The sequence below is a fragment of the Streptomyces sp. GbtcB6 genome (genome assembly GCF_019091475.1).
GTDB classification, from domain to species: Bacteria; Actinomycetota; Actinomycetes; order Streptomycetales; family Streptomycetaceae; genus Streptomyces; species Streptomyces hyaluromycini.
Genome location: NZ_JAGXJL010000005.1, coordinates 60772 through 75739, shown reverse-complemented (window position 1 = coordinate 75739; position 14968 = coordinate 60772). Strand labels below are relative to the sequence as shown.

Below are 14968 nucleotides of genomic sequence, written 5' to 3'. Positions count from 1 at the left end.
TTACGATCAGGAAACCGCCGCCAGCCACACGGTCGCCGCCGCCGCGAGGAGAAGCGTGAGATTGAGGGCGATCTGACGGTCCCCCATCCTCAGATGGACCCTGATCGCGCCGATCTGGAGGACGACGAACCCGGTCGCGGCGGTCAGGGCCGCCCAGGACGCGACACCGGTCAGGCGCGGGAGGACCAGGCCGACCGCGCCGAGCACCTCCACCACCCCGATGGCCCTCACGGCAGGCATCGGCGTGCTGTCCACCCACGCCATCATCGGCACCAGCCGCTCCCTGCTCCGTACGACCTTCAGCCCGCCCCCGTAGAGGTAGAAGAGGGCGAGCAGACCGGCCGTGATCCAGTACGCGACGCTCATGAGACGTCGGCGGGCTCGGTGGCGTAACGGCTCATCACGTCGATGTTCGCCTGCCGGCTCGGCGGCCCGTCGGCCGCGAACATGTCCCGCAGGTCCCGGAAATACTGCACGTACAGATCGGGCGTGAACGTGCTGAGCATGACGGCCGGTTCGCCGGTGACGTTGGCGAAGGTGTGCGGGGCACCGGGCGGCACCATGACGAGCGTCCCGGCGCCGGCGTCGTACTCCTCGTCCCCCACCGTGAAGCGGACCGAGCCGGAGATGACGTAGAAGCCCTCGTCGTGCCGGGCGTGCCGGTGCTGCGGCGGACCGGGGGTGTGCGGCGCGAGGACGGACTCGGCGAGGCCGAGGCGGTGACCGGTGGTACGCCCGTCCTCCAGGACGCGCATCCGGGTGGTACCGAGCATCAGCACCTCGCCGTCGCCGGGGCCGACGACGGATACGGATACGGATACGGGTGCGGGTACGGCGGGGTCGTTGTCGTGAGTCGTCATGCTCCGATTCGACGTCCTGGGCGGTACGGCCGTCCAAGACCTGTTCCGCCGCCTCGATACCCGATCGGTATCGTTGCTGTATGGAGCTACGGACGCTGCGCTATTTCGTGGCGGTCGCCGAGGAACTCCACTTCGGCAGGGCCGCCGCACGGCTCCATATGAGCCAGCCACCGCTGAGCCGTGCGATCAAGGCGCTGGAGACCGAGATCGGCGCGCGGCTCTTCGAGCGGTCGCCGGCAGGGGTCGCCCTGACCCCGGTGGGAGCGGTCCTGCTGGACGAAGCCCGGGCGCTCCTCGACCAGGCCGACAGGCTGCGCGTGCGGGTCGCGACGGCGGCGGGGGCGGGGGCCGGGGTGCTCACCGTCGGTCTCCTGGGCGACAGCACGGATCCGGGCGTACGGCGCCTGGCCCACGCGTACCGCGAACGGCACCCGGGCGTCGAGATCCGTATCCGCGAGACCGACCTGACGGACCCCACGTGCGGGTTGCACGCCGGTGCCGTCGACATCGCCCTGACCCGCGCGCCGTTCGACGAAACGGGCCTGGTTGTAAGGGAGTTGCGCGCCGATCCGGTGGGGGCGCTGCTCCGTGCCGACGATCCGCTGGCCGACCGGGAGAGCCTGGAGCTGGCCGACCTCGCCGACCGGCGCTGGTTCCGGTTCCCGGAGGACACGGACCGGCTCTGGCAGTCGTACTGGAACGGCGGGGAGGTGCGGGAGGGGCCGGTGGTGCGCGCCGTTCAGGAATGCCGGCAGGCGGTGCTCTGGAACGGCACGGTGGGCATGACACTGGCCGGCCATGACCCGGGAGCCGGGCTCACGGTGGTCCCGGTCGCCGACATGCCGCCGAGCCGCGTGGTGGTGGCGTGGGCGGAGGGGAACGGGAATCCGTTGCTGCGGTCGTTCGTGCAGGTGGCAATGGGGGCCTACCGCACCTGAAAACGGTAGTCGAACAAGTATTCTTCACGGTATACTCGCCATATGGCCGACACCACAGTCAAGATCGACGACACCACCAGGGACATACTGCGGGAGCTCGCCGATGCCCAGGGGCTGACCATCAAGGACTACCTGGCCCGACTGGCCGACGAGAAGCAGCAAGAACGAGCCCTCGCGACGGCCACTGCGGTCTTCCGGCGCGTGATCAACGAACCCGGGACCATTGAAGCGTTCGACGCCAAGTACGGCGGCCTTCCGCCCCGCGCCAGGGACACCGGGCAGGCGGCCTGACCGTGGAACTGAACGTCGATCATCGCTGGTTCCTGGAGCGCCAGGAAGAGATCCTCCGGGGCGACCTGACCGTCAACGACCTGTCCATTCTCGTCGGAATGACGGCCCGGCATCGGGTCAACACCCCACGTCCGGACCGCGCTGATCCGGACGCCTGTTGGAGGGCAGCCACCTTCCTGGAAGAGATCGTCCTGCTGCGTCCGCTGCCGGCCCGCAACGAGTTGTACGGCTACGGCGTCGCCCTTGCCTACCTCGAAGCCTCCGGGGAGCGCGTGGAGGCGAAACCCGAGCTGTGGCAAGACGTCATCGACGACATCCGCGCGCTGCGGCTCGACTCGTACGGCATCGCCGAGCGGCTGCGCTCGTTCAGTCGGCCAGGGGACCCCGCCGCTTGATTCCGTCAACGAAGGCCGCCCAGGCGGAGGCTTCGAAGAGGAGGGCTCCGCGGGAAGGTGCCTTGCTGTCACGGACGGGGACGAGGGAGGGGAGACCGGCGGCCACTTCGAGGCACTGGCCGCCGTCCGAGTTGCTGTAGCTGCTCTTGTGCCAGGAGGCGAAGGCCAAGACATCGTCGGAGACCTCGACACAGTCGCCGCCACTCGTGTTGCTGTAGCTGCTCTTGCGCCACGTGACGCCACTCAGGTCGACGGCTCGCACGGCACTTCCTCCAACATCCGCAGGATGATCTTGCGTGACTCGGCCGGTGAAAGCGCCAGGTCGCGCATCGCATCGTACCTACGCAGTAGCAGCTCAACTGAGGCGTTTTCTTCGACCAGTTCACCACGCAAATCGTTCTCGGTGTAGGCGACCGTACGGCCATCAGGCAACCGTAGGAACTTCACCGAGGTGTTCATCAGGCCGTGCGGTCCAGCGCTGAACGGCAGCACCTGAAGCGTGATGTTCGGGCGATCTGCGGCTTCTGCCAGGTGCTCCAATTGTTCCCGCCACGCCCTCAAGTCGCGCAGCGACGTATGCAGCACGGCCTCGGACAGGATGACGCGGAACATCGGAGGATCGTCCCCCTCCAAAAGTTGGCGGCGCCCTACCCGTGCCTCTACCTGCTGCTCCAGTTCAGCGCCCTCGATCCAGCCCACCGAGAGCGCCTCACGGGCGTATCCCGCCGTCTGAAGCAAACCCGGCGGCGAACTCACGGCGTAGTGCCACAGGCTGGTCGCCTCCGCCTCCAGCACCATGTACCGCCGATACTGCTCCTTGAACTGCGACGGATCCCCAACCGCCAGCTCCCACAAGGCCAGCAACAGCCCAGGCGTCCCATAGAACTGATCCAGCGCCTCCACGATCTCCGGGCTCCCCAGACTCCGGCCGCTCTCCATCTTCCCGAAGTTGGACGCGTCCCAGCCCAGTTCCTCGGCCAGCCCCTTTAAGCTCACCCCCCTCTCCGCCCTCAGCAACCGCAACTCCTCCGCGAACCGCTGCCTGGGCTCCTGACTGCGTCCCGTCACCACCCGCCTCTGCGGCACCGCACCCCTCCCTGATTCCCCATGGAATTTGTGGAATTAGCGCCGCCAGACGGGGAAGAACCGCTCCTCCTCGGCGCGCCGACCCCACCTCCCGGCCATCCTCGTAGCAGCCTCGACACGCAGAGTAGTCCAACTCTCGCATTTCGTATAGATGTTGGACAAAAGGAGCGAATGCCATGGAGCCCGGAACCCTGCTCTACGACACCGCCACCGACCAGGTCGGCGAATACCGGGACCAGTCGGGGCCGTACGCGATGCTTCGTCCGGTGGGGGGAGGGAGAGAGTGGCAGGCCCATCCCTCGACGCTGCGGCCCGCCACCGACAGAGAGCGGCTCAGCGCGGGCGTACGCGCGGCGAACGACCGTAGTTCGTGGGCCGTGCCGCCGAACCCCGACGACCTGAGCCGCCCGCCCTGGCCGATCCCCGGCTGCACCGAGTGCACGGAGCTGGGCGGTCGCCGGGAGACCGCACTGGTCGCCCACGACCACAGCGCGGCCACCGACGCGAACGTGCTGCTGCGCCAGCACCAGCGCGCGGAGCACCAGCCGTGACCCGCCGTGTCTTCCGGTACGTGCCGTACGTGATCGCGCAGGACGCGAGCGCGGCGCCGGAGTACGCGGCGCGGTGCGTGTCGGGGGACGAGGAGGACTGCGGGGCCGAGTCGGGGGTGTGCGGGCATCCGGCCGAGGTCGAGGAGTGGCAGCGCAGGCACACGCAGGAGACCCGGCACCTGCGGTACCGGCGGGTCTTCGCGGACTACGCGGCGCTGACCCCGGTCTGAGCCGTTCGACGGGCGCCTACGGTTGTCTGCTGACCGCGGCGCACTCACACCACCGCGGAGCCCTCGCCCGGAGGGCGGCGGATCAGGTGCAGACAGACGACCGAGGCAACGACGGTCTGCCGTTCGGAGGCGTCCAGGCTGGGGGCCATTTCGACGTCGTACCGCTGCAACCCGGTCCACAGGTCGATGGTGCTCATCGTGACCCGGCCGAGGATCTCCGGCGCCGGGCCGTCTGCAGGGTCGGCCTCGGTGAGGTGCCATTCGACGGACAGGCCCTGCCGTGCGAGCAGGAGCCGGCGTCCACGCTCCGTCCGTAAGCTCAGCTGCCGGGACTTGACGAGTCCACGGGCACCGGCGGTGCCGACCTCCTGGTCCGCTCCGTCGATGAAGTGGAACCGCACCGGTCCGAACTGCTCGAACGGATCGGACCAGGAACGCTTCTCGATTCGCACGATGAACTCGCCGGACGTTCTCGCGAGGACGAAGTGCTTGTGGTCCGCGTCCGTGTCCGTGACCTCGGCGAGCGGTGTCCCCTCCACGGTGGACACGGCCAGGACCGGGCCCAGGTATCTGCGCCACATCGAACGCTTCGGCTGCCCCACCACGACGGCTTCCAGTGCGAACAGATCGGGTTCCGTCATCGGCCTTCTCTCCCCCCGCCCCGGTTTCCCCTCGACCGAGTACGCCCACTGTGACCGAGAACCCGCCCGACTCCCACCCCTCGGGCACACATCCACGCCACGCCGGCGAGGTGCTGTGGTGCCCCGGACCACCAGTCGCGGGGCGACGGGGAATGTCCTGGGCCACCGTCGTGAGGTCGATGTGGGGCAGGCGGGCCACGCGGCTGTCGTCGAAGCCGGCCACGGAGACCTCGCCGGGCACCGAGCAGGCCGGTGGCGCAGCCGTCGTTGAAGGCGAGGACGGCGAGGACGGCGAGGACTCCGAGGACTGCGGGGCCGAGTCCGGGGTGTGCGGGCATCCGGCCGGGTCTAGAGCTGGGTGGCGCCGCCGTCGACGAGGAGTTCCGCGCCCGTGGTGAAGGAGCTCTGGTCCCCGGCGAGGTAGAGGGCGGTGGCGGCCACCTCGTCGGGACGGCCGGCCCGGCCGAGCGGGGTCGGCGCGGCGGGCGCCTGCCCTCCCTGCGGGAACGCGGCCCGCAGTTCGTCGCCACCGGGGGTCTCGACGGGGCCCGGAGTGAGCGCGTTGACGCGGATGCCGCGGCCGGCGAGTTCGGCGGCCCAGGTGCGGGCGAGGCTGCGGATCGCGGCCTTGGTGGCGGCGTAGACGCCCAGGCCCGGGGCGCCGCGCAGGGCCGCACTGGAGGAGAGCAGGATCACCGAGGCGCCGGCCGGCAGCAGCGGAAGCGCCTTCTGGACGGTGAAGACCGTGCCCTTGAGGTTGACGGACGTGGTGCGGTCGTACTCCTCCTCGGTGATCTCGCCGAGCGGACCGAAGTCCCCGACGCCGGCGTTGGCCACGACGACGTCGAGCCGACCGCTGCGCTCGGCGATCTCGGCGAACAGCCCGTCGAGGTCGTCGAGTTTCGACACGTCGCCCTGGATGCCTACGGCGCGGCCGCCGACCTGCTCGACCGCGGCCTCCAGCTCGGCCTTGCGGCGACCGGTGAGGTAGACGGCGGCGCCCTCGGCGGCGAACCGGCGCGCGACGGCCAGGCCGATACCGGTCGAGGCCCCGGTCACCAGCGCGGTCTTGTTGTCCAGCTGTCCCATGACGTTCTCCATCTCCTTGACGTAACTATTTTTGTTACATTCAGCGCGGCACTAAACGCCCGCGGTCAACGGTCGGTAGTCGGCAGTCCGCGCTCCGCAGCCGGCGGTCGACAGGCGGAGTCAGGCGGCTTTCAGCACGTCTCGCAGCACGTCCTCGAGCGTGGTTCTCGCCAGCTCCTTGCGGAGAGTGGCTTCGATCCCGTCGTAGACGGCGGTCAGCGCCGGGGCCATGCCGTGGCCCACGACGCACTCGGGGTCGGGGGTGGCAGGGTGCAGGGCGAAGACCGGCCCCGGCTCCACCGCCTCGTAGACATCGAGCAGGGTGATCGCCGACAGCTCCCGCGACAGCGTCCAGCCGGCGCCGGCGCCTCTGCGCGAGTCGGCCAGGCCGGCCTTGCGCAGCTGGGCCAGCAGGCGGCGGATCACCACGGGATTGGTGTTCACACTGGTCGCGATCTGCTCGGAGGTGGCTACCTCGTGACCACGGCGCTGATACAGCCCGATCCAGGTCAGGGCGTGCGCCGCGACGGTCAGCCTGCTGTTGGCGCTCATGTCACTCCTCACCTCCGACCACGTTGTAACTGTAATAGTTACGACTGCTCGCGGCAAGCAAGCCTCATCAGCGCGGCCGGCAGGCGTCGAGCAGGGCCAGCCGGTCGGCGTCGGGGCTACCCGGTTCCGCGGTGCCGACCAGGAGGTACTGACCAGGCGCGTCCTGCACCTCGAACGTCTGGTAGGTGAGGGCCAGCCGCCACGCCATCAGCCAGCCCGCCGACGTGGACGTCAACGAACTCGTCGTCCGGCCCACGGCCCAGGGCTGAGAACCAGGGCTCATACGGGCGCCGTAGTGCCCCGGACGACCAGACGCGGGGCGACCACGTCCTCGCTCTTCACCGTGGCAGTGGCTGGGGCAGTGGCGGTGGCTGTCGTCGTCGCGTCCAGGCGGGCCGTTGCCGCCGCGACGGCGAGCTCGGCGATCCGGGAGATGTCCTGCGCCACCGTCGTGAGGTCGATGTGGGGCAGGCGGGCCACGCGGCTGTCGTCGAAGCCGACCACGGAGACCTCGCCGGGCACCGAGACCCCGGCACGGAAGAACGCACCGAGCAGGCCGGTGGCGCAGGCGTCGTTGAAGGCGAGGACCGCGGAGGGCCAGGGATCGGCGTCGAGGATCGCGCGGGCGGCCGTCGCGCCGTCCTGCTCGGTCAGGCCGCCGGGCAGGACGCGGACGCGGTCGGCGAGACCGTGGTCGTTCATCGCGGTGCGGTAGCCGCGGCGGCGTTCGGCCGCGCCCGGTGCCCGGCCGCCGTCGATGTGGAGGATGTCCCGGTGGCCCAGGGACACCAGGTGGTCGACGGCCTGGCGGGCGCCCTCGTCGTCGGCGGTGCGGACGACCTGGACGCCGGGGACGGCGGGACGCAGCCGCCGGGCCACGGAGACGACGGGCAGGAGGGCGGCGAGTTCGGCGAGGCGGCCGGCCGGAGCCCGCGGGCCCAGCAGAACCAGCGCCTCGCAACGGTCGCCGAGCAGCGACTCGACAGCCTGGCGCTCACTGCGACCGGCCGCGACCGCGCTGAGCGCGAGCTGATAGCCCGCCGACTCGGCGGCGGCGTACAGGCGCTCCACCAGGTCGGTGTGGAACGGTTCCTGGATCTCGAACTGCACGCCGATCAGGTGGGTGCGGCTGCTGCGCAGCAGCCGGGCCCGGGAGTCGGGGCGGTAGCCGATCTCCCGGGCGGCCTGGAGGACGCGTTCGCGGGTGGCCGCGCTCGCGCCGGTCACGCCGCGCATCACGATGGAGACCAGCGCGGTGGAGACGCCGGCGCGGGCGGCGACGTCGGCGAGGGTCGGCCGACGGCCGTCGGGAACCGCGGGGGGCGGTGACACGGCGGGTCTCCCTGGGCAGGCGTGTTGTGGTGTCGAACGATCGTAGACGAGGGCGAACCCTCAGATCAGAGCTACTGCAACGTTCTACTGCATCGTTCTACTACAACGTTCTAGAAACCATGTCTTGACATAGTCGCCGCGCGCTGGCGTACTGGCGACAGCCATCTAGAACGTTCTAGATGCCGGCTTTCGGATGACAGGGGCGAACGAGGATGTTCACACTGGCGGTCTGTGCCGAGATGGTCTTCCGGGACCTGCCCGTCGACGAGCGGGCGCGGCGGCTGCACGACGAGGGGTTCCAGGTCGAGATCTGGGACTGGACCCGGCACGATCTCGACGCGCTGGCCCGCACCCCGGCCGAGTTCGGCTCGATGACCGGCTATGTGCGGGGCAACCTCACGGACCCGGACGGCGTGGCCGAACTGCTGCGCACCGCACAGGAGTCGATCGACGCGGCCGACCGGCTCGGCTGCCGGCGCCTCAACCTGCACGGCACCGGCCTGGACGGGGACGGGCTGCCCGTGGACCCGGTGAAGGGCGAGCCCACGGAGGAGATGTGGGCCGCCGCGCGTGACACGCTCACGCGCGTGGCCGAGCTGGGTGAGCAGGCCGGTGTCGTCTTCACGCTGGAGAACCTCAACACGGCCGTCGACCACCCCGGAGTGCCGTTCGCGAAGGCCGCCGACACCCTGGCCCTGGTCGCCGCCGTGGACCGGCCGGGTCTGCGGATGAACCTGGACCTCTACCACGCCCAGATCGGCGAGGGGAATCTGATCGAGCTGGTCCGCAAGGCGCACGGCGCGGGTCTGATCGGCGAGATCCAGGTGGCCGACGTGCCCGGCCGCCGCGAACCCGGCACCGGCGAGATCAACTACCCGGCGGTCGCCCGCGCCCTGGCCGGCCTCGGTTACGACGGCACGGTGGCGATGGAGGCCTGGGCGAGCGAGGACAGCGACAGCGCACTCCGTCGTTTCCGCACCGCGTTCACCGTCTGACCGTAGGCACGGGCGATCCGCTCGCCGCCCACGATCGGGTCCAGGTGGGTGACGGCCAGCCCGCCGCCGTCGGCGGTCGCGGTGGCGTCCGGGTCGAGCAGGCCGATCAGGGCGTCGATGTCCTTGGTCTCCCACGCGACCCTGAACCGCCTGACGATGCCGGCCTGTCCGGCATCCGGACCCGCGGGGAGCCGCGCGGTGCGGATGCGGCGGCGGGCGGACGAGGCGAGTTGGCGGCACGCCGCCGGGGTGCGGCACCGTGCTGCTGCTCCGCGAAGCCGTCGGATACTGATCGCCGCGCCGGGCGGTGGTTACGCTTCCGGCATGGCGAAGAAGCTGGTGATCAAGGTGACGGCGGGGGCGGACGCCCCTGAGCGGTGTTCGCAGGCGTTCACGGTGGCGGCGGTGGCCGTGGCGAGTGGCGTCGAGGTGTCGATGTGGCTGACCGGCGAGTCCGCGTGGTTCGCGCTGCCGGGCCGGGCCGCCGAGTTCGAACTCCCCCACGCGGCCCCGCTCCCCGACCTGATCGAGTCGATCCTCGCCGGGGGCACCCTCACGCTCTGCACGCAGTGCGCGGCCCGCCGGGACATCACGGAGAAGGACGTCATCGAGGGCGTACGGATCGCGGGCGCCCAGGTCTTCGTCCAGGAGGCGATGACGGACGGGACCCAGGCGCTGGTCTACTGACGGCGCTTCTTGCCGTCCAGCTCGTCCCACCACTCGTCGGACTGCGGATCGCCGGAGGGATCGTCCCACCAGCGGTCGTCGGGCCCTCGGCGGTTCGCGACCATCGCGGCGACCGGCGGGATGACCATGGCCACCACGCACATCCCCACCGCGGCGGGGACCGACCAGATGCGTACGACGCTCCACGCCAGGACGAAGAGACCGATGCAGATCCCCATCATGACGAAGTAGACGCGACGGCGGCGGGCCAGCATGCATCCAGGGTAGGTCGGCGCAGCGGGTCCGGCGCCACGGCGGAACCGGCGGCCTACGCCCACCCAGAAGGGGCGACGGCGAAGGGCCGCGCCTCCGGTGTCGGTACCGGTGGCGCGGCCCTTTGCTGCCGCTGGTCTCAGACCGCGATCGCGACCTCGGCCAGGCCGCCCTGCTGGGCGACGACCGTGCGGTCGGCGGTGGCGCCGGGAACGAGGGCGCGGACGGTCCAGGTGCCCTCCGCCGCGTAGAAGCGGAACTGTCCGGTGGCGGAGGTGGGCACCTCCGCGGTGAACTCGCCCGTCGAGTCCAGGAGGCGGACGTAACCCACCACCGGCTCGCCGTCGCGGGTCACCTGACCCTGGATCGTGGTCTCACCGGGCTTGATCGTCGAGGGGTCCGGGCCGCCGGCCTTCGCTCCACACATACTGATGCTCCAGAGGTCTTGAAAGGTCGGGTCTTACTTGTTGGCGCCGAGCTCGATCGGGACGCCGACGAGGCTGCCGTACTCGGTCCAGGAGCCGTCGTAGTTCTTGACGTTCTCGACACCGAGCAGCTCGTGCAGGACGAACCAGGTCAGGGCCGAGCGCTCGCCGATCCGGCAGTACGCGATGGTGTCCTTGGCGAGGTCGACCTGCTCCTCGGCGTAGAGCTCCTTGAGCTCGTCGTCCGACTTGAAGGTGCCGTCGTCGTTGGCGTTCTTCGACCACGGGATGTTGCGCGCGGACGGGACGTGGCCCGGACGCTGCGACTGCTCCTGCGGCAGGTGGGCCGGGGCGAGCAGCTTGCCGGAGAACTCGTCGGGGGAACGGACGTCGACGAGGTTCTGCGAGCCGATGGCCGCCACGACGTCGTCGCGGAAGGCGCGGATCGCGGTGTTCTGCGGCTTGGCCGTGTAGGTGGTCTCGGTGCGCTCCGGGACCTCCTCGACCAGCTCGCGGGCGTCCAGCTCCCACTTCTTGCGGCCGCCGTCGAGGAGCTTGACGTTGTCGTGGCCGTAGAGCTTGAAGTACCAGTAGGCGTAGGACGCGAACCAGTTGTTGTTGCCGCCGTAGAGGATCACCAGCGTGTCGTTGGCGATGCCCTTCGCCGACAGGAGCTTCTCGAAGCCCTCCTGGTCGATGAAGTCGCGGCGGACCGGGTCCTGCAGGTCCTTGGTCCAGTCGATACGGATCGCGTTGCGGATGTGGTTCTTCTCGTAGGCGGACGTGTCCTCGTCCACCTCCACGATCGCGATCTCGGGGTTGTCCAGGTTGTCCTGGACCCAGTCGGCGTCGACGAGGACGTCGCTGCGGCTCATGCTCTTTCTCCTCCGGGGCAGTTGCGGCGGGGCGTGCGAGTGCGGTGGGTGCGCGTCGTGGCGCACAGATGCCCTCGACCAGGGAGGGCGGGGGGATGCGGAGGCAGCGGCCTCCGCCGTCAGAAGGGGCGACAGAGCATGGCGGCGACGCGGCACAGGTCGACTGCCCGCCGCTTCGTGAGATCCGCCTGACGCTTCATGGGCTCGATCGTAGGGACGGATAAGCGGGCATGTCACCGGCATGTCGTATGCTGAGACGCGATCGTCCGAATTGTGGGACGGGGTGCGGGTCCGGGGCCTGGTTCCGAGGCGGCCGGGCGCCTGTATCGGTCATCACATCTACTGTACGGACGCGACCGTCTCGCGTGCTGGAACGGCACCGGGCCCCGCCGTGCCGCTTCCTACCCGGCCAGCCTGACGTTGGAACCCTTCACCGCGATCTCCACACCGTCCTGCGCGGCCTCCACCTTGTCCAGCTTGATGCCGCCGGGGAGCTGGTCGATCGCCTGCTGGAAGTCGGAGGCCTGGCGGAAGCGGTCCTCGGCGAGGCCGACACCGGCGAGCTTGGGGAGGTTGTCGGCGTGCACCTGCACGGTGTTGTCCTTGACGGCGACCGTGCTGAGGACGGTCGCCTTCTGGTGGGCGCTGACGCCGGGGATGGTGACGTCGACGGTGACCTTGATCTTGCCGTTGCCGCCATAGGCGAGGCCGACGACCTGGCCGGTGAAGCCGAGGCCGAGGTCGGTGGGCTCCGTCTGGGCGTCCTTCAGCAGATCCGCGTAGGAGATGTGCGCGGTGCCGGTGGCGGTCCGCGCGGTGGCGGAGCTGTAGTCGCCGGTGAAGGTGACGTCCTTCATGTCGGCGTTCAGGTCCTCGATCCGGATGGTCTTGCCGGTGGTGCCGGTGGTGGCGTCGTACTCCTTGATGCCGACCTCCACGTCGTCGAGGGTGCCGCTCGCGACCTGGGTGAGGAACGGGAAACCCTTGATGGAGACGTCGGGAGTGCTCGCGAGGTCCTCCGTCGTCCTCAGCTTGTCGGCGGCCTCGCCCTGGGCGAAGTGCACGGCGACACGGTCGACGACCACGAAGAGGACGCCGAGGACGACGACAACGATCAGAAAGATTCGCAGGGCACGCATGTGGTCGGTTTCCCCCGGGGTCGGCTGCTCACGTCGGTCCCGCCACGCTAACCCTGCGGGAGCGGGCCGACGGGGGATTGTCGAGCACCTGTGACAGTGAGGGGGCTGGTGGTGCTGGGGGCGCGCCCCCAGACCCCCGCATCAGGGGTGAACCGGTCCGTTTTCGGGTGCGGGCCGGTGGGGGCTGGTCGCGCAGTTCCCCGCGCCCCTTTGGGGGCGCTGCACAGTCGGCGCCCCACTGCCAACCGAGTCGGGTGGGTGGGTGGGTGGGCAAAAAGGTCAGTGGAGGATCCAGACCACCGGCGCCGCCGCCGTCAGCGGCAGGGCCACGCCCGCTGTGAAGTGGACGAACCTCGACGGGTAGTCGTAGCTCGCCGCCCGGTGGCCGACGAGGGCGCAGACCGCGGCCGACGCTCCGATCAGCGCGCCCTTCGTGCCCAGCCCCGTCATGCCGCCCACCGCGATGCCCGCCCCGGCCGCGGCCAGCAGGGACACGGCCACCGACGCCGGGGTCGGCAGGGGCAGCGCCCGTGCCAGGACCGCCACCGCGACCGCGGCCGCGCCGACCGACACCGCGTCCGGGTCCGCGCCCAGGTAGCCGGTCGCGAAGATCGCCAGCGCGGAGGAGGCGACCGTGGCCATCAGGCCGTACATACGGGTGTCGGGGTCCGCGTGCGAGCGGAGCTGGAGGACGAGGGTGAGGAGCACCCAGATGCCCAGGGGGCCGAGGATCGCCGCCGGCGCCTGGTCGCGGCCCGCCACCAGTACCGCCACGTCCGCCGTGACCCCGCCCAGGAAGGCGAGCGCGATGCCCTGCCGGGCCGGCCACATGCCGTTCAGGCGGAACCAGCCCGCCGCCGTCACGGCCTGGAGGATCACCAGGGGGACGACCAGGGCGTACGAGGAGATCGGCGCCGCCACCGCGAGCAGCAGGCCCAGCAGCGCCGTGAGCAGCGCCGGCTGCATGCCCGGCTCGATGATCGGCGAGCGGCCCTCCAGGCGGGCCCGCTGGGCGTCCGTGATCCGCGCGTTGCCGGCGAGGGTCGCGGGACCGAAGCCCTGGGCGGCGGGCTCAGGGGAGGCCGAGGTAGGGGCAGGGGGCTGAGGCGACGCGGGGTACGCCTGCTGCTGCTCGGCGACGTACGGCCGCTCGTACGACTGCGGCGCCGGGTACGCCGTCTCAGGGGCCGCCGCCTGCGGAGCGGCCGCCGTCGGCACCGGGGCGTGCGTCTGCGTCTCCCAGGTCTGCCCCTGCCACTGCTGGGTGGCGTACTGCTGCTCCTCGTACCCCCACTGCGGCTGGGCCGGGGGCTGCTGCTGGTACGGGTCGTAGCCCTCGTACGGTTCGTACGGTTCGTACGGCTGGTTGGTCATCGCTCTCGCTCACCCTCCTGCGAACGGCGGGAGCACCTCGACCGTGCCGCCCTCGGCCAGCCGTACCGTCTCATGTTCGCGCGTGCCCACGGGGTCACCGTCGATGAGGAAGGAGCATCGCCGCAGGACGTGCGCCAGTTCCCCGGGGTGTCGCACGCGTACCTCCGCCAGCGCCTCGGCGAGGGTGTCCGCGTCGTACGGCTCCTCGGCGATGCCGGCCGCGGCCTTCGCGGCGGCCCAGTAGCGCACCGTGACCTTGGGCATCGGCTTCCTATCAGCTTCCTCAGGAGACTCGGCAGGAACAATCGGTCGGCTGTGTACCTGTGTACCTGTTGTACAGGGTCAGGCTAGCCCGCCCGGGAGGCCGCCCAGTCGCCGATCCTGGCCAGCAGCCGGTCGTCCGCCGCGTGTTCGGCGTGGCCCATGCCCGGCTCCAGCCAGAGCTCGGCCGCGCCGCCTGCGGCGTCGGCCAGCATCCGGGGGTGGTCGACCGGGAAGTAGCCGTCGCTGTCGCCGTGCACGATCAGCAGCGGGGTCGGGGCGATCTTCGGCACCGCCTCCACCGGGGACAGCGGTACCGGGTCCCAGTCACGGTGGTGGATACGGGTGTGGAAGCCGTAGCGGCCGACGAGGCGGCCCTCCGGTCTGGTGACCAGCCAGTGCAGGCGGCGCATGGGGGCGGTGCCCCGGTAGTACCAGCGGGCGGGGGACGACACGGAGACCACGGCGTCCGCCGCGGCGTCCGATCCGGCGTTCAGCGCCGCGTGCCGCAGGACCACCGAGCCGCCCATCGAGAAGCCGACGGTGACGACACGCGGGTGGCCGAGGGCCCGGGCCCACGCCACCGCCGCCGCCAGGTCGAGGACCTCGCGGTCGCCGACGGTGGTCCGGCCGGCGGAACGGCCGTGGCCGCGGAAGGAGAAGCTGACCACCGGCGCGTAATCGGTCAGGGCCGCCACCACCCGTCGTACGTGTGGCCGGTCCACGTCGCCGGTGAAACCGTGGGCCAGGACGAACACAAGGTCACGGGAGAGTGGCCGGGAGCCGTCGTATACGACCGCGGCGGGATCGTATACGGAATCGATGGAAACCCCGTCGTCCGTGCACAGAAACGTCCGCATAGAGCCGTTTCTGCTCGTCTCATATGCCGGACGAACGATGGAACGTGCCACATGACCTGCCGGACCAATGCTCATGTGGGCTATTCTGCTGGGCAGAGGACTCGGGCAGCGCCGCCACCGGGTCCTTTTGTGCTT

Annotated in this window: 23 protein-coding genes and 2 pseudogenes; 7 read left to right on the top strand and 18 right to left on the bottom strand. The window is 70.5% G+C overall.

The genetic code is table 11. The annotated features are described in order from the left end of the window. Window positions 1-6: 6 nt before the first annotated feature. Both KVT45_RS10680 and KVT45_RS10675 read right to left on the bottom strand, forming a co-directional pair. Window positions 7-366 (bottom strand): DoxX family protein, encoded by a 360-nt coding sequence (locus KVT45_RS10680; RefSeq protein WP_217546324.1) that lies wholly within the window; start codon window positions 364-366, stop codon window positions 7-9. Further along, entirely contained in the window at window positions 363-860 is a 498-nt protein-coding gene (locus KVT45_RS10675) for a cupin domain-containing protein (protein WP_217546322.1), read from the bottom strand. The genes KVT45_RS10680 and KVT45_RS10675 overlap by 4 nt, the downstream gene beginning before the upstream one ends. A gap of 80 nt (window positions 861-940) precedes the next feature. Between KVT45_RS10675 and KVT45_RS10670 the strand changes: the two genes are divergently transcribed. From KVT45_RS10670 to KVT45_RS10660, 3 genes are read left to right on the top strand one after another with little or no spacing between them, the layout of a single operon-like run. Next, the gene (locus KVT45_RS10670; protein WP_217546321.1) at window positions 941-1798 is read left to right on the top strand and encodes a LysR substrate-binding domain-containing protein; all 858 of its coding nucleotides are present in this window, start codon (window positions 941-943) and stop codon (window positions 1796-1798) included. A gap of 42 nt (window positions 1799-1840) precedes the next feature. After that, a complete protein-coding gene (locus KVT45_RS10665; RefSeq protein WP_217546319.1) occupies window positions 1841-2089 on the top strand; it encodes an antitoxin MazE7 in 249 nt (82 codons plus the stop codon). Window positions 2090-2091: 2 nt separating this feature from the next. Further along, complete coding sequence (locus tag KVT45_RS10660; RefSeq protein ID WP_217546317.1) at window positions 2092-2484, top strand: toxin Doc; 393 nt, start codon at window positions 2092-2094, stop codon at window positions 2482-2484. On the opposite strand, the gene KVT45_RS10655 is transcribed toward KVT45_RS10660, so the two are convergent. Together KVT45_RS10655 and KVT45_RS10650 are read right to left on the bottom strand one after the other, a co-directional pair. Beyond that, window positions 2456-2746, bottom strand: a complete 291-nt coding sequence (locus KVT45_RS10655) for a DUF397 domain-containing protein (RefSeq protein ID WP_217546316.1) — start codon at window positions 2744-2746, stop codon at window positions 2456-2458. The genes KVT45_RS10660 and KVT45_RS10655 overlap by 29 nt on opposite strands. Continuing rightward, the gene (locus KVT45_RS10650; RefSeq protein ID WP_217546314.1) at window positions 2728-3570 is read right to left on the bottom strand and encodes a helix-turn-helix transcriptional regulator; all 843 of its coding nucleotides are present in this window, start codon (window positions 3568-3570) and stop codon (window positions 2728-2730) included. The genes KVT45_RS10655 and KVT45_RS10650 overlap by 19 nt, the downstream gene beginning before the upstream one ends. 176 nt (window positions 3571-3746) lie before the next feature. Between KVT45_RS10650 and KVT45_RS10645 the strand changes: the two genes are divergently transcribed. Together KVT45_RS10645 and KVT45_RS10640 are read left to right on the top strand one after the other, a co-directional pair. Next, the gene (locus tag KVT45_RS10645) at window positions 3747-4121 is read left to right on the top strand and encodes a hypothetical protein (protein ID WP_217546312.1); all 375 of its coding nucleotides are present in this window, start codon (window positions 3747-3749) and stop codon (window positions 4119-4121) included. Continuing rightward, on the top strand, window positions 4118-4351 hold the full coding sequence (locus tag KVT45_RS10640; RefSeq protein ID WP_217546310.1) for a hypothetical protein: 234 nt from the start codon (window positions 4118-4120) through the stop codon (window positions 4349-4351). The genes KVT45_RS10645 and KVT45_RS10640 overlap by 4 nt, the downstream gene beginning before the upstream one ends. A gap of 44 nt (window positions 4352-4395) precedes the next feature. Here KVT45_RS10640 and KVT45_RS10635 read toward each other — a convergent pair whose 3' ends face one another. The 5 genes and pseudogenes from KVT45_RS10635 to KVT45_RS10615 form a co-directional block, all read right to left on the bottom strand. Further along, window positions 4396-4992 carry a hypothetical protein gene (locus KVT45_RS10635; RefSeq protein WP_217546309.1) on the bottom strand — a complete coding sequence of 199 codons (597 nt, stop codon included), beginning with the start codon at window positions 4990-4992 and terminating at the stop codon, window positions 4396-4398. Window positions 4993-5340: 348 nt separating this feature from the next. Beyond that, window positions 5341-6081 (bottom strand): SDR family NAD(P)-dependent oxidoreductase, encoded by a 741-nt coding sequence (locus tag KVT45_RS10630; protein WP_217546307.1) that lies wholly within the window; start codon window positions 6079-6081, stop codon window positions 5341-5343. A gap of 120 nt (window positions 6082-6201) precedes the next feature. Beyond that, window positions 6202-6633: an Rrf2 family transcriptional regulator gene (locus KVT45_RS10625; RefSeq protein WP_217546305.1), complete on the bottom strand. Its 432-nt coding sequence runs from the start codon at window positions 6631-6633 to the stop codon at window positions 6202-6204. 67 nt (window positions 6634-6700) lie between these two features. Further along, window positions 6701-6832: pseudogene (locus KVT45_RS10620) on the bottom strand (transcriptional regulator); the annotation flags it as partial. Window positions 6833-6912: 80 nt separating this feature from the next. Then, on the bottom strand, window positions 6913-7965 hold the full coding sequence (locus KVT45_RS10615) for a LacI family DNA-binding transcriptional regulator (RefSeq protein ID WP_217546304.1): 1053 nt from the start codon (window positions 7963-7965) through the stop codon (window positions 6913-6915). Between the two features lie 212 nt (window positions 7966-8177). Here KVT45_RS10615 and KVT45_RS10610 point away from each other — a divergent pair, with 212 nt between their 5' ends. Beyond that, window positions 8178-8960, top strand: coding sequence for a TIM barrel protein (locus KVT45_RS10610; RefSeq protein WP_217546302.1), 783 nt, complete (start codon window positions 8178-8180; stop codon window positions 8958-8960). Between the two features lie 8 nt (window positions 8961-8968). Here the strand turns inward: KVT45_RS10610 and KVT45_RS56190 are convergent. Next, window positions 8969-9214: pseudogene (locus tag KVT45_RS56190) on the bottom strand (RNA polymerase subunit sigma-24); the annotation flags it as partial. Window positions 9215-9284: 70 nt separating this feature from the next. On the opposite strand from KVT45_RS56190, the gene KVT45_RS10605 reads away from it, so the two are divergent. Then, a complete protein-coding gene (locus KVT45_RS10605; protein ID WP_217546300.1) occupies window positions 9285-9647 on the top strand; it encodes a DsrE family protein in 363 nt (120 codons plus the stop codon). Here KVT45_RS10605 and KVT45_RS10600 read toward each other — a convergent pair. The 8 genes from KVT45_RS10600 to KVT45_RS10570 form a co-directional block, all read right to left on the bottom strand. Further along, window positions 9641-9901 carry a DUF3099 domain-containing protein gene (locus KVT45_RS10600; protein WP_217546299.1) on the bottom strand — a complete coding sequence of 87 codons (261 nt, stop codon included), beginning with the start codon at window positions 9899-9901 and terminating at the stop codon, window positions 9641-9643. The genes KVT45_RS10605 and KVT45_RS10600 overlap by 7 nt on opposite strands. Window positions 9902-10038: 137 nt before the next feature. Then, on the bottom strand, window positions 10039-10326 hold the full coding sequence (locus KVT45_RS10595; RefSeq protein ID WP_150956794.1) for a DUF1416 domain-containing protein: 288 nt from the start codon (window positions 10324-10326) through the stop codon (window positions 10039-10041). 33 nt (window positions 10327-10359) lie between these two features. Continuing rightward, window positions 10360-11199, bottom strand: coding sequence for a sulfurtransferase (locus KVT45_RS10590; protein ID WP_089101745.1), 840 nt, complete (start codon window positions 11197-11199; stop codon window positions 10360-10362). Between the two features lie 119 nt (window positions 11200-11318). Continuing rightward, entirely contained in the window at window positions 11319-11399 is an 81-nt protein-coding gene (locus KVT45_RS58385) for an Ms5788A family Cys-rich leader peptide (RefSeq protein WP_350751515.1), read from the bottom strand. 201 nt (window positions 11400-11600) lie between these two features. Beyond that, window positions 11601-12338 carry a DUF2993 domain-containing protein gene (locus tag KVT45_RS10585; protein WP_217546297.1) on the bottom strand — a complete coding sequence of 246 codons (738 nt, stop codon included), beginning with the start codon at window positions 12336-12338 and terminating at the stop codon, window positions 11601-11603. Between the two features lie 279 nt (window positions 12339-12617). Continuing rightward, window positions 12618-13712, bottom strand: coding sequence for a hypothetical protein (locus KVT45_RS10580; RefSeq protein ID WP_217546295.1), 1095 nt, complete (start codon window positions 13710-13712; stop codon window positions 12618-12620). 9 nt (window positions 13713-13721) lie between these two features. Continuing rightward, on the bottom strand, window positions 13722-13976 hold the full coding sequence (locus KVT45_RS10575) for a MoaD/ThiS family protein (RefSeq protein ID WP_217546294.1): 255 nt from the start codon (window positions 13974-13976) through the stop codon (window positions 13722-13724). Window positions 13977-14059: 83 nt separating this feature from the next. Continuing rightward, complete coding sequence (locus KVT45_RS10570) at window positions 14060-14908, bottom strand: S9 family peptidase (protein ID WP_217546292.1); 849 nt, start codon at window positions 14906-14908, stop codon at window positions 14060-14062. Window positions 14909-14968: the final 60 nt, after the last annotated feature.

Coding starts and splice junctions, on each gene's coding strand:
- KVT45_RS10680 (WP_217546324.1), bottom strand. CDS start 366: ATGAGCGTCGCGTACTGGATCACGGCCGGTCTGCTCGCCCTCTTCTAC.
- KVT45_RS10675 (WP_217546322.1), bottom strand. CDS start 860: ATGACGACTCACGACAACGACCCCGCCGTACCCGCACCCGTATCCGTA.
- KVT45_RS10670 (WP_217546321.1), top strand. CDS start 941: ATGGAGCTACGGACGCTGCGCTATTTCGTGGCGGTCGCCGAGGAACTC.
- KVT45_RS10665 (WP_217546319.1), top strand. CDS start 1,841: ATGGCCGACACCACAGTCAAGATCGACGACACCACCAGGGACATACTG.
- KVT45_RS10645 (WP_217546312.1), top strand. CDS start 3,747: ATGGAGCCCGGAACCCTGCTCTACGACACCGCCACCGACCAGGTCGGC.
- KVT45_RS10635 (WP_217546309.1), bottom strand. CDS start 4,992: ATGACGGAACCCGATCTGTTCGCACTGGAAGCCGTCGTGGTGGGGCAG.
- KVT45_RS10630 (WP_217546307.1), bottom strand. CDS start 6,081: ATGGGACAGCTGGACAACAAGACCGCGCTGGTGACCGGGGCCTCGACC.
- KVT45_RS10625 (WP_217546305.1), bottom strand. CDS start 6,633: ATGAGCGCCAACAGCAGGCTGACCGTCGCGGCGCACGCCCTGACCTGG.
- KVT45_RS10610 (WP_217546302.1), top strand. CDS start 8,178: ATGTTCACACTGGCGGTCTGTGCCGAGATGGTCTTCCGGGACCTGCCC.
- KVT45_RS10605 (WP_217546300.1), top strand. CDS start 9,285: ATGGCGAAGAAGCTGGTGATCAAGGTGACGGCGGGGGCGGACGCCCCT.
- KVT45_RS10600 (WP_217546299.1), bottom strand. CDS start 9,901: ATGCTGGCCCGCCGCCGTCGCGTCTACTTCGTCATGATGGGGATCTGC.
- KVT45_RS10595 (WP_150956794.1), bottom strand. CDS start 10,326: ATGTGTGGAGCGAAGGCCGGCGGCCCGGACCCCTCGACGATCAAGCCC.
- KVT45_RS10590 (WP_089101745.1), bottom strand. CDS start 11,199: ATGAGCCGCAGCGACGTCCTCGTCGACGCCGACTGGGTCCAGGACAAC.
- KVT45_RS58385 (WP_350751515.1), bottom strand. CDS start 11,399: ATGAAGCGTCAGGCGGATCTCACGAAGCGGCGGGCAGTCGACCTGTGC.
- KVT45_RS10585 (WP_217546297.1), bottom strand. CDS start 12,338: ATGCGTGCCCTGCGAATCTTTCTGATCGTTGTCGTCGTCCTCGGCGTC.
- KVT45_RS10580 (WP_217546295.1), bottom strand. CDS start 13,712: ATGACCAACCAGCCGTACGAACCGTACGAACCGTACGAGGGCTACGAC.
- KVT45_RS10575 (WP_217546294.1), bottom strand. CDS start 13,976: ATGCCCAAGGTCACGGTGCGCTACTGGGCCGCCGCGAAGGCCGCGGCC.
- KVT45_RS10570 (WP_217546292.1), bottom strand. CDS start 14,908: ATGAGCATTGGTCCGGCAGGTCATGTGGCACGTTCCATCGTTCGTCCG.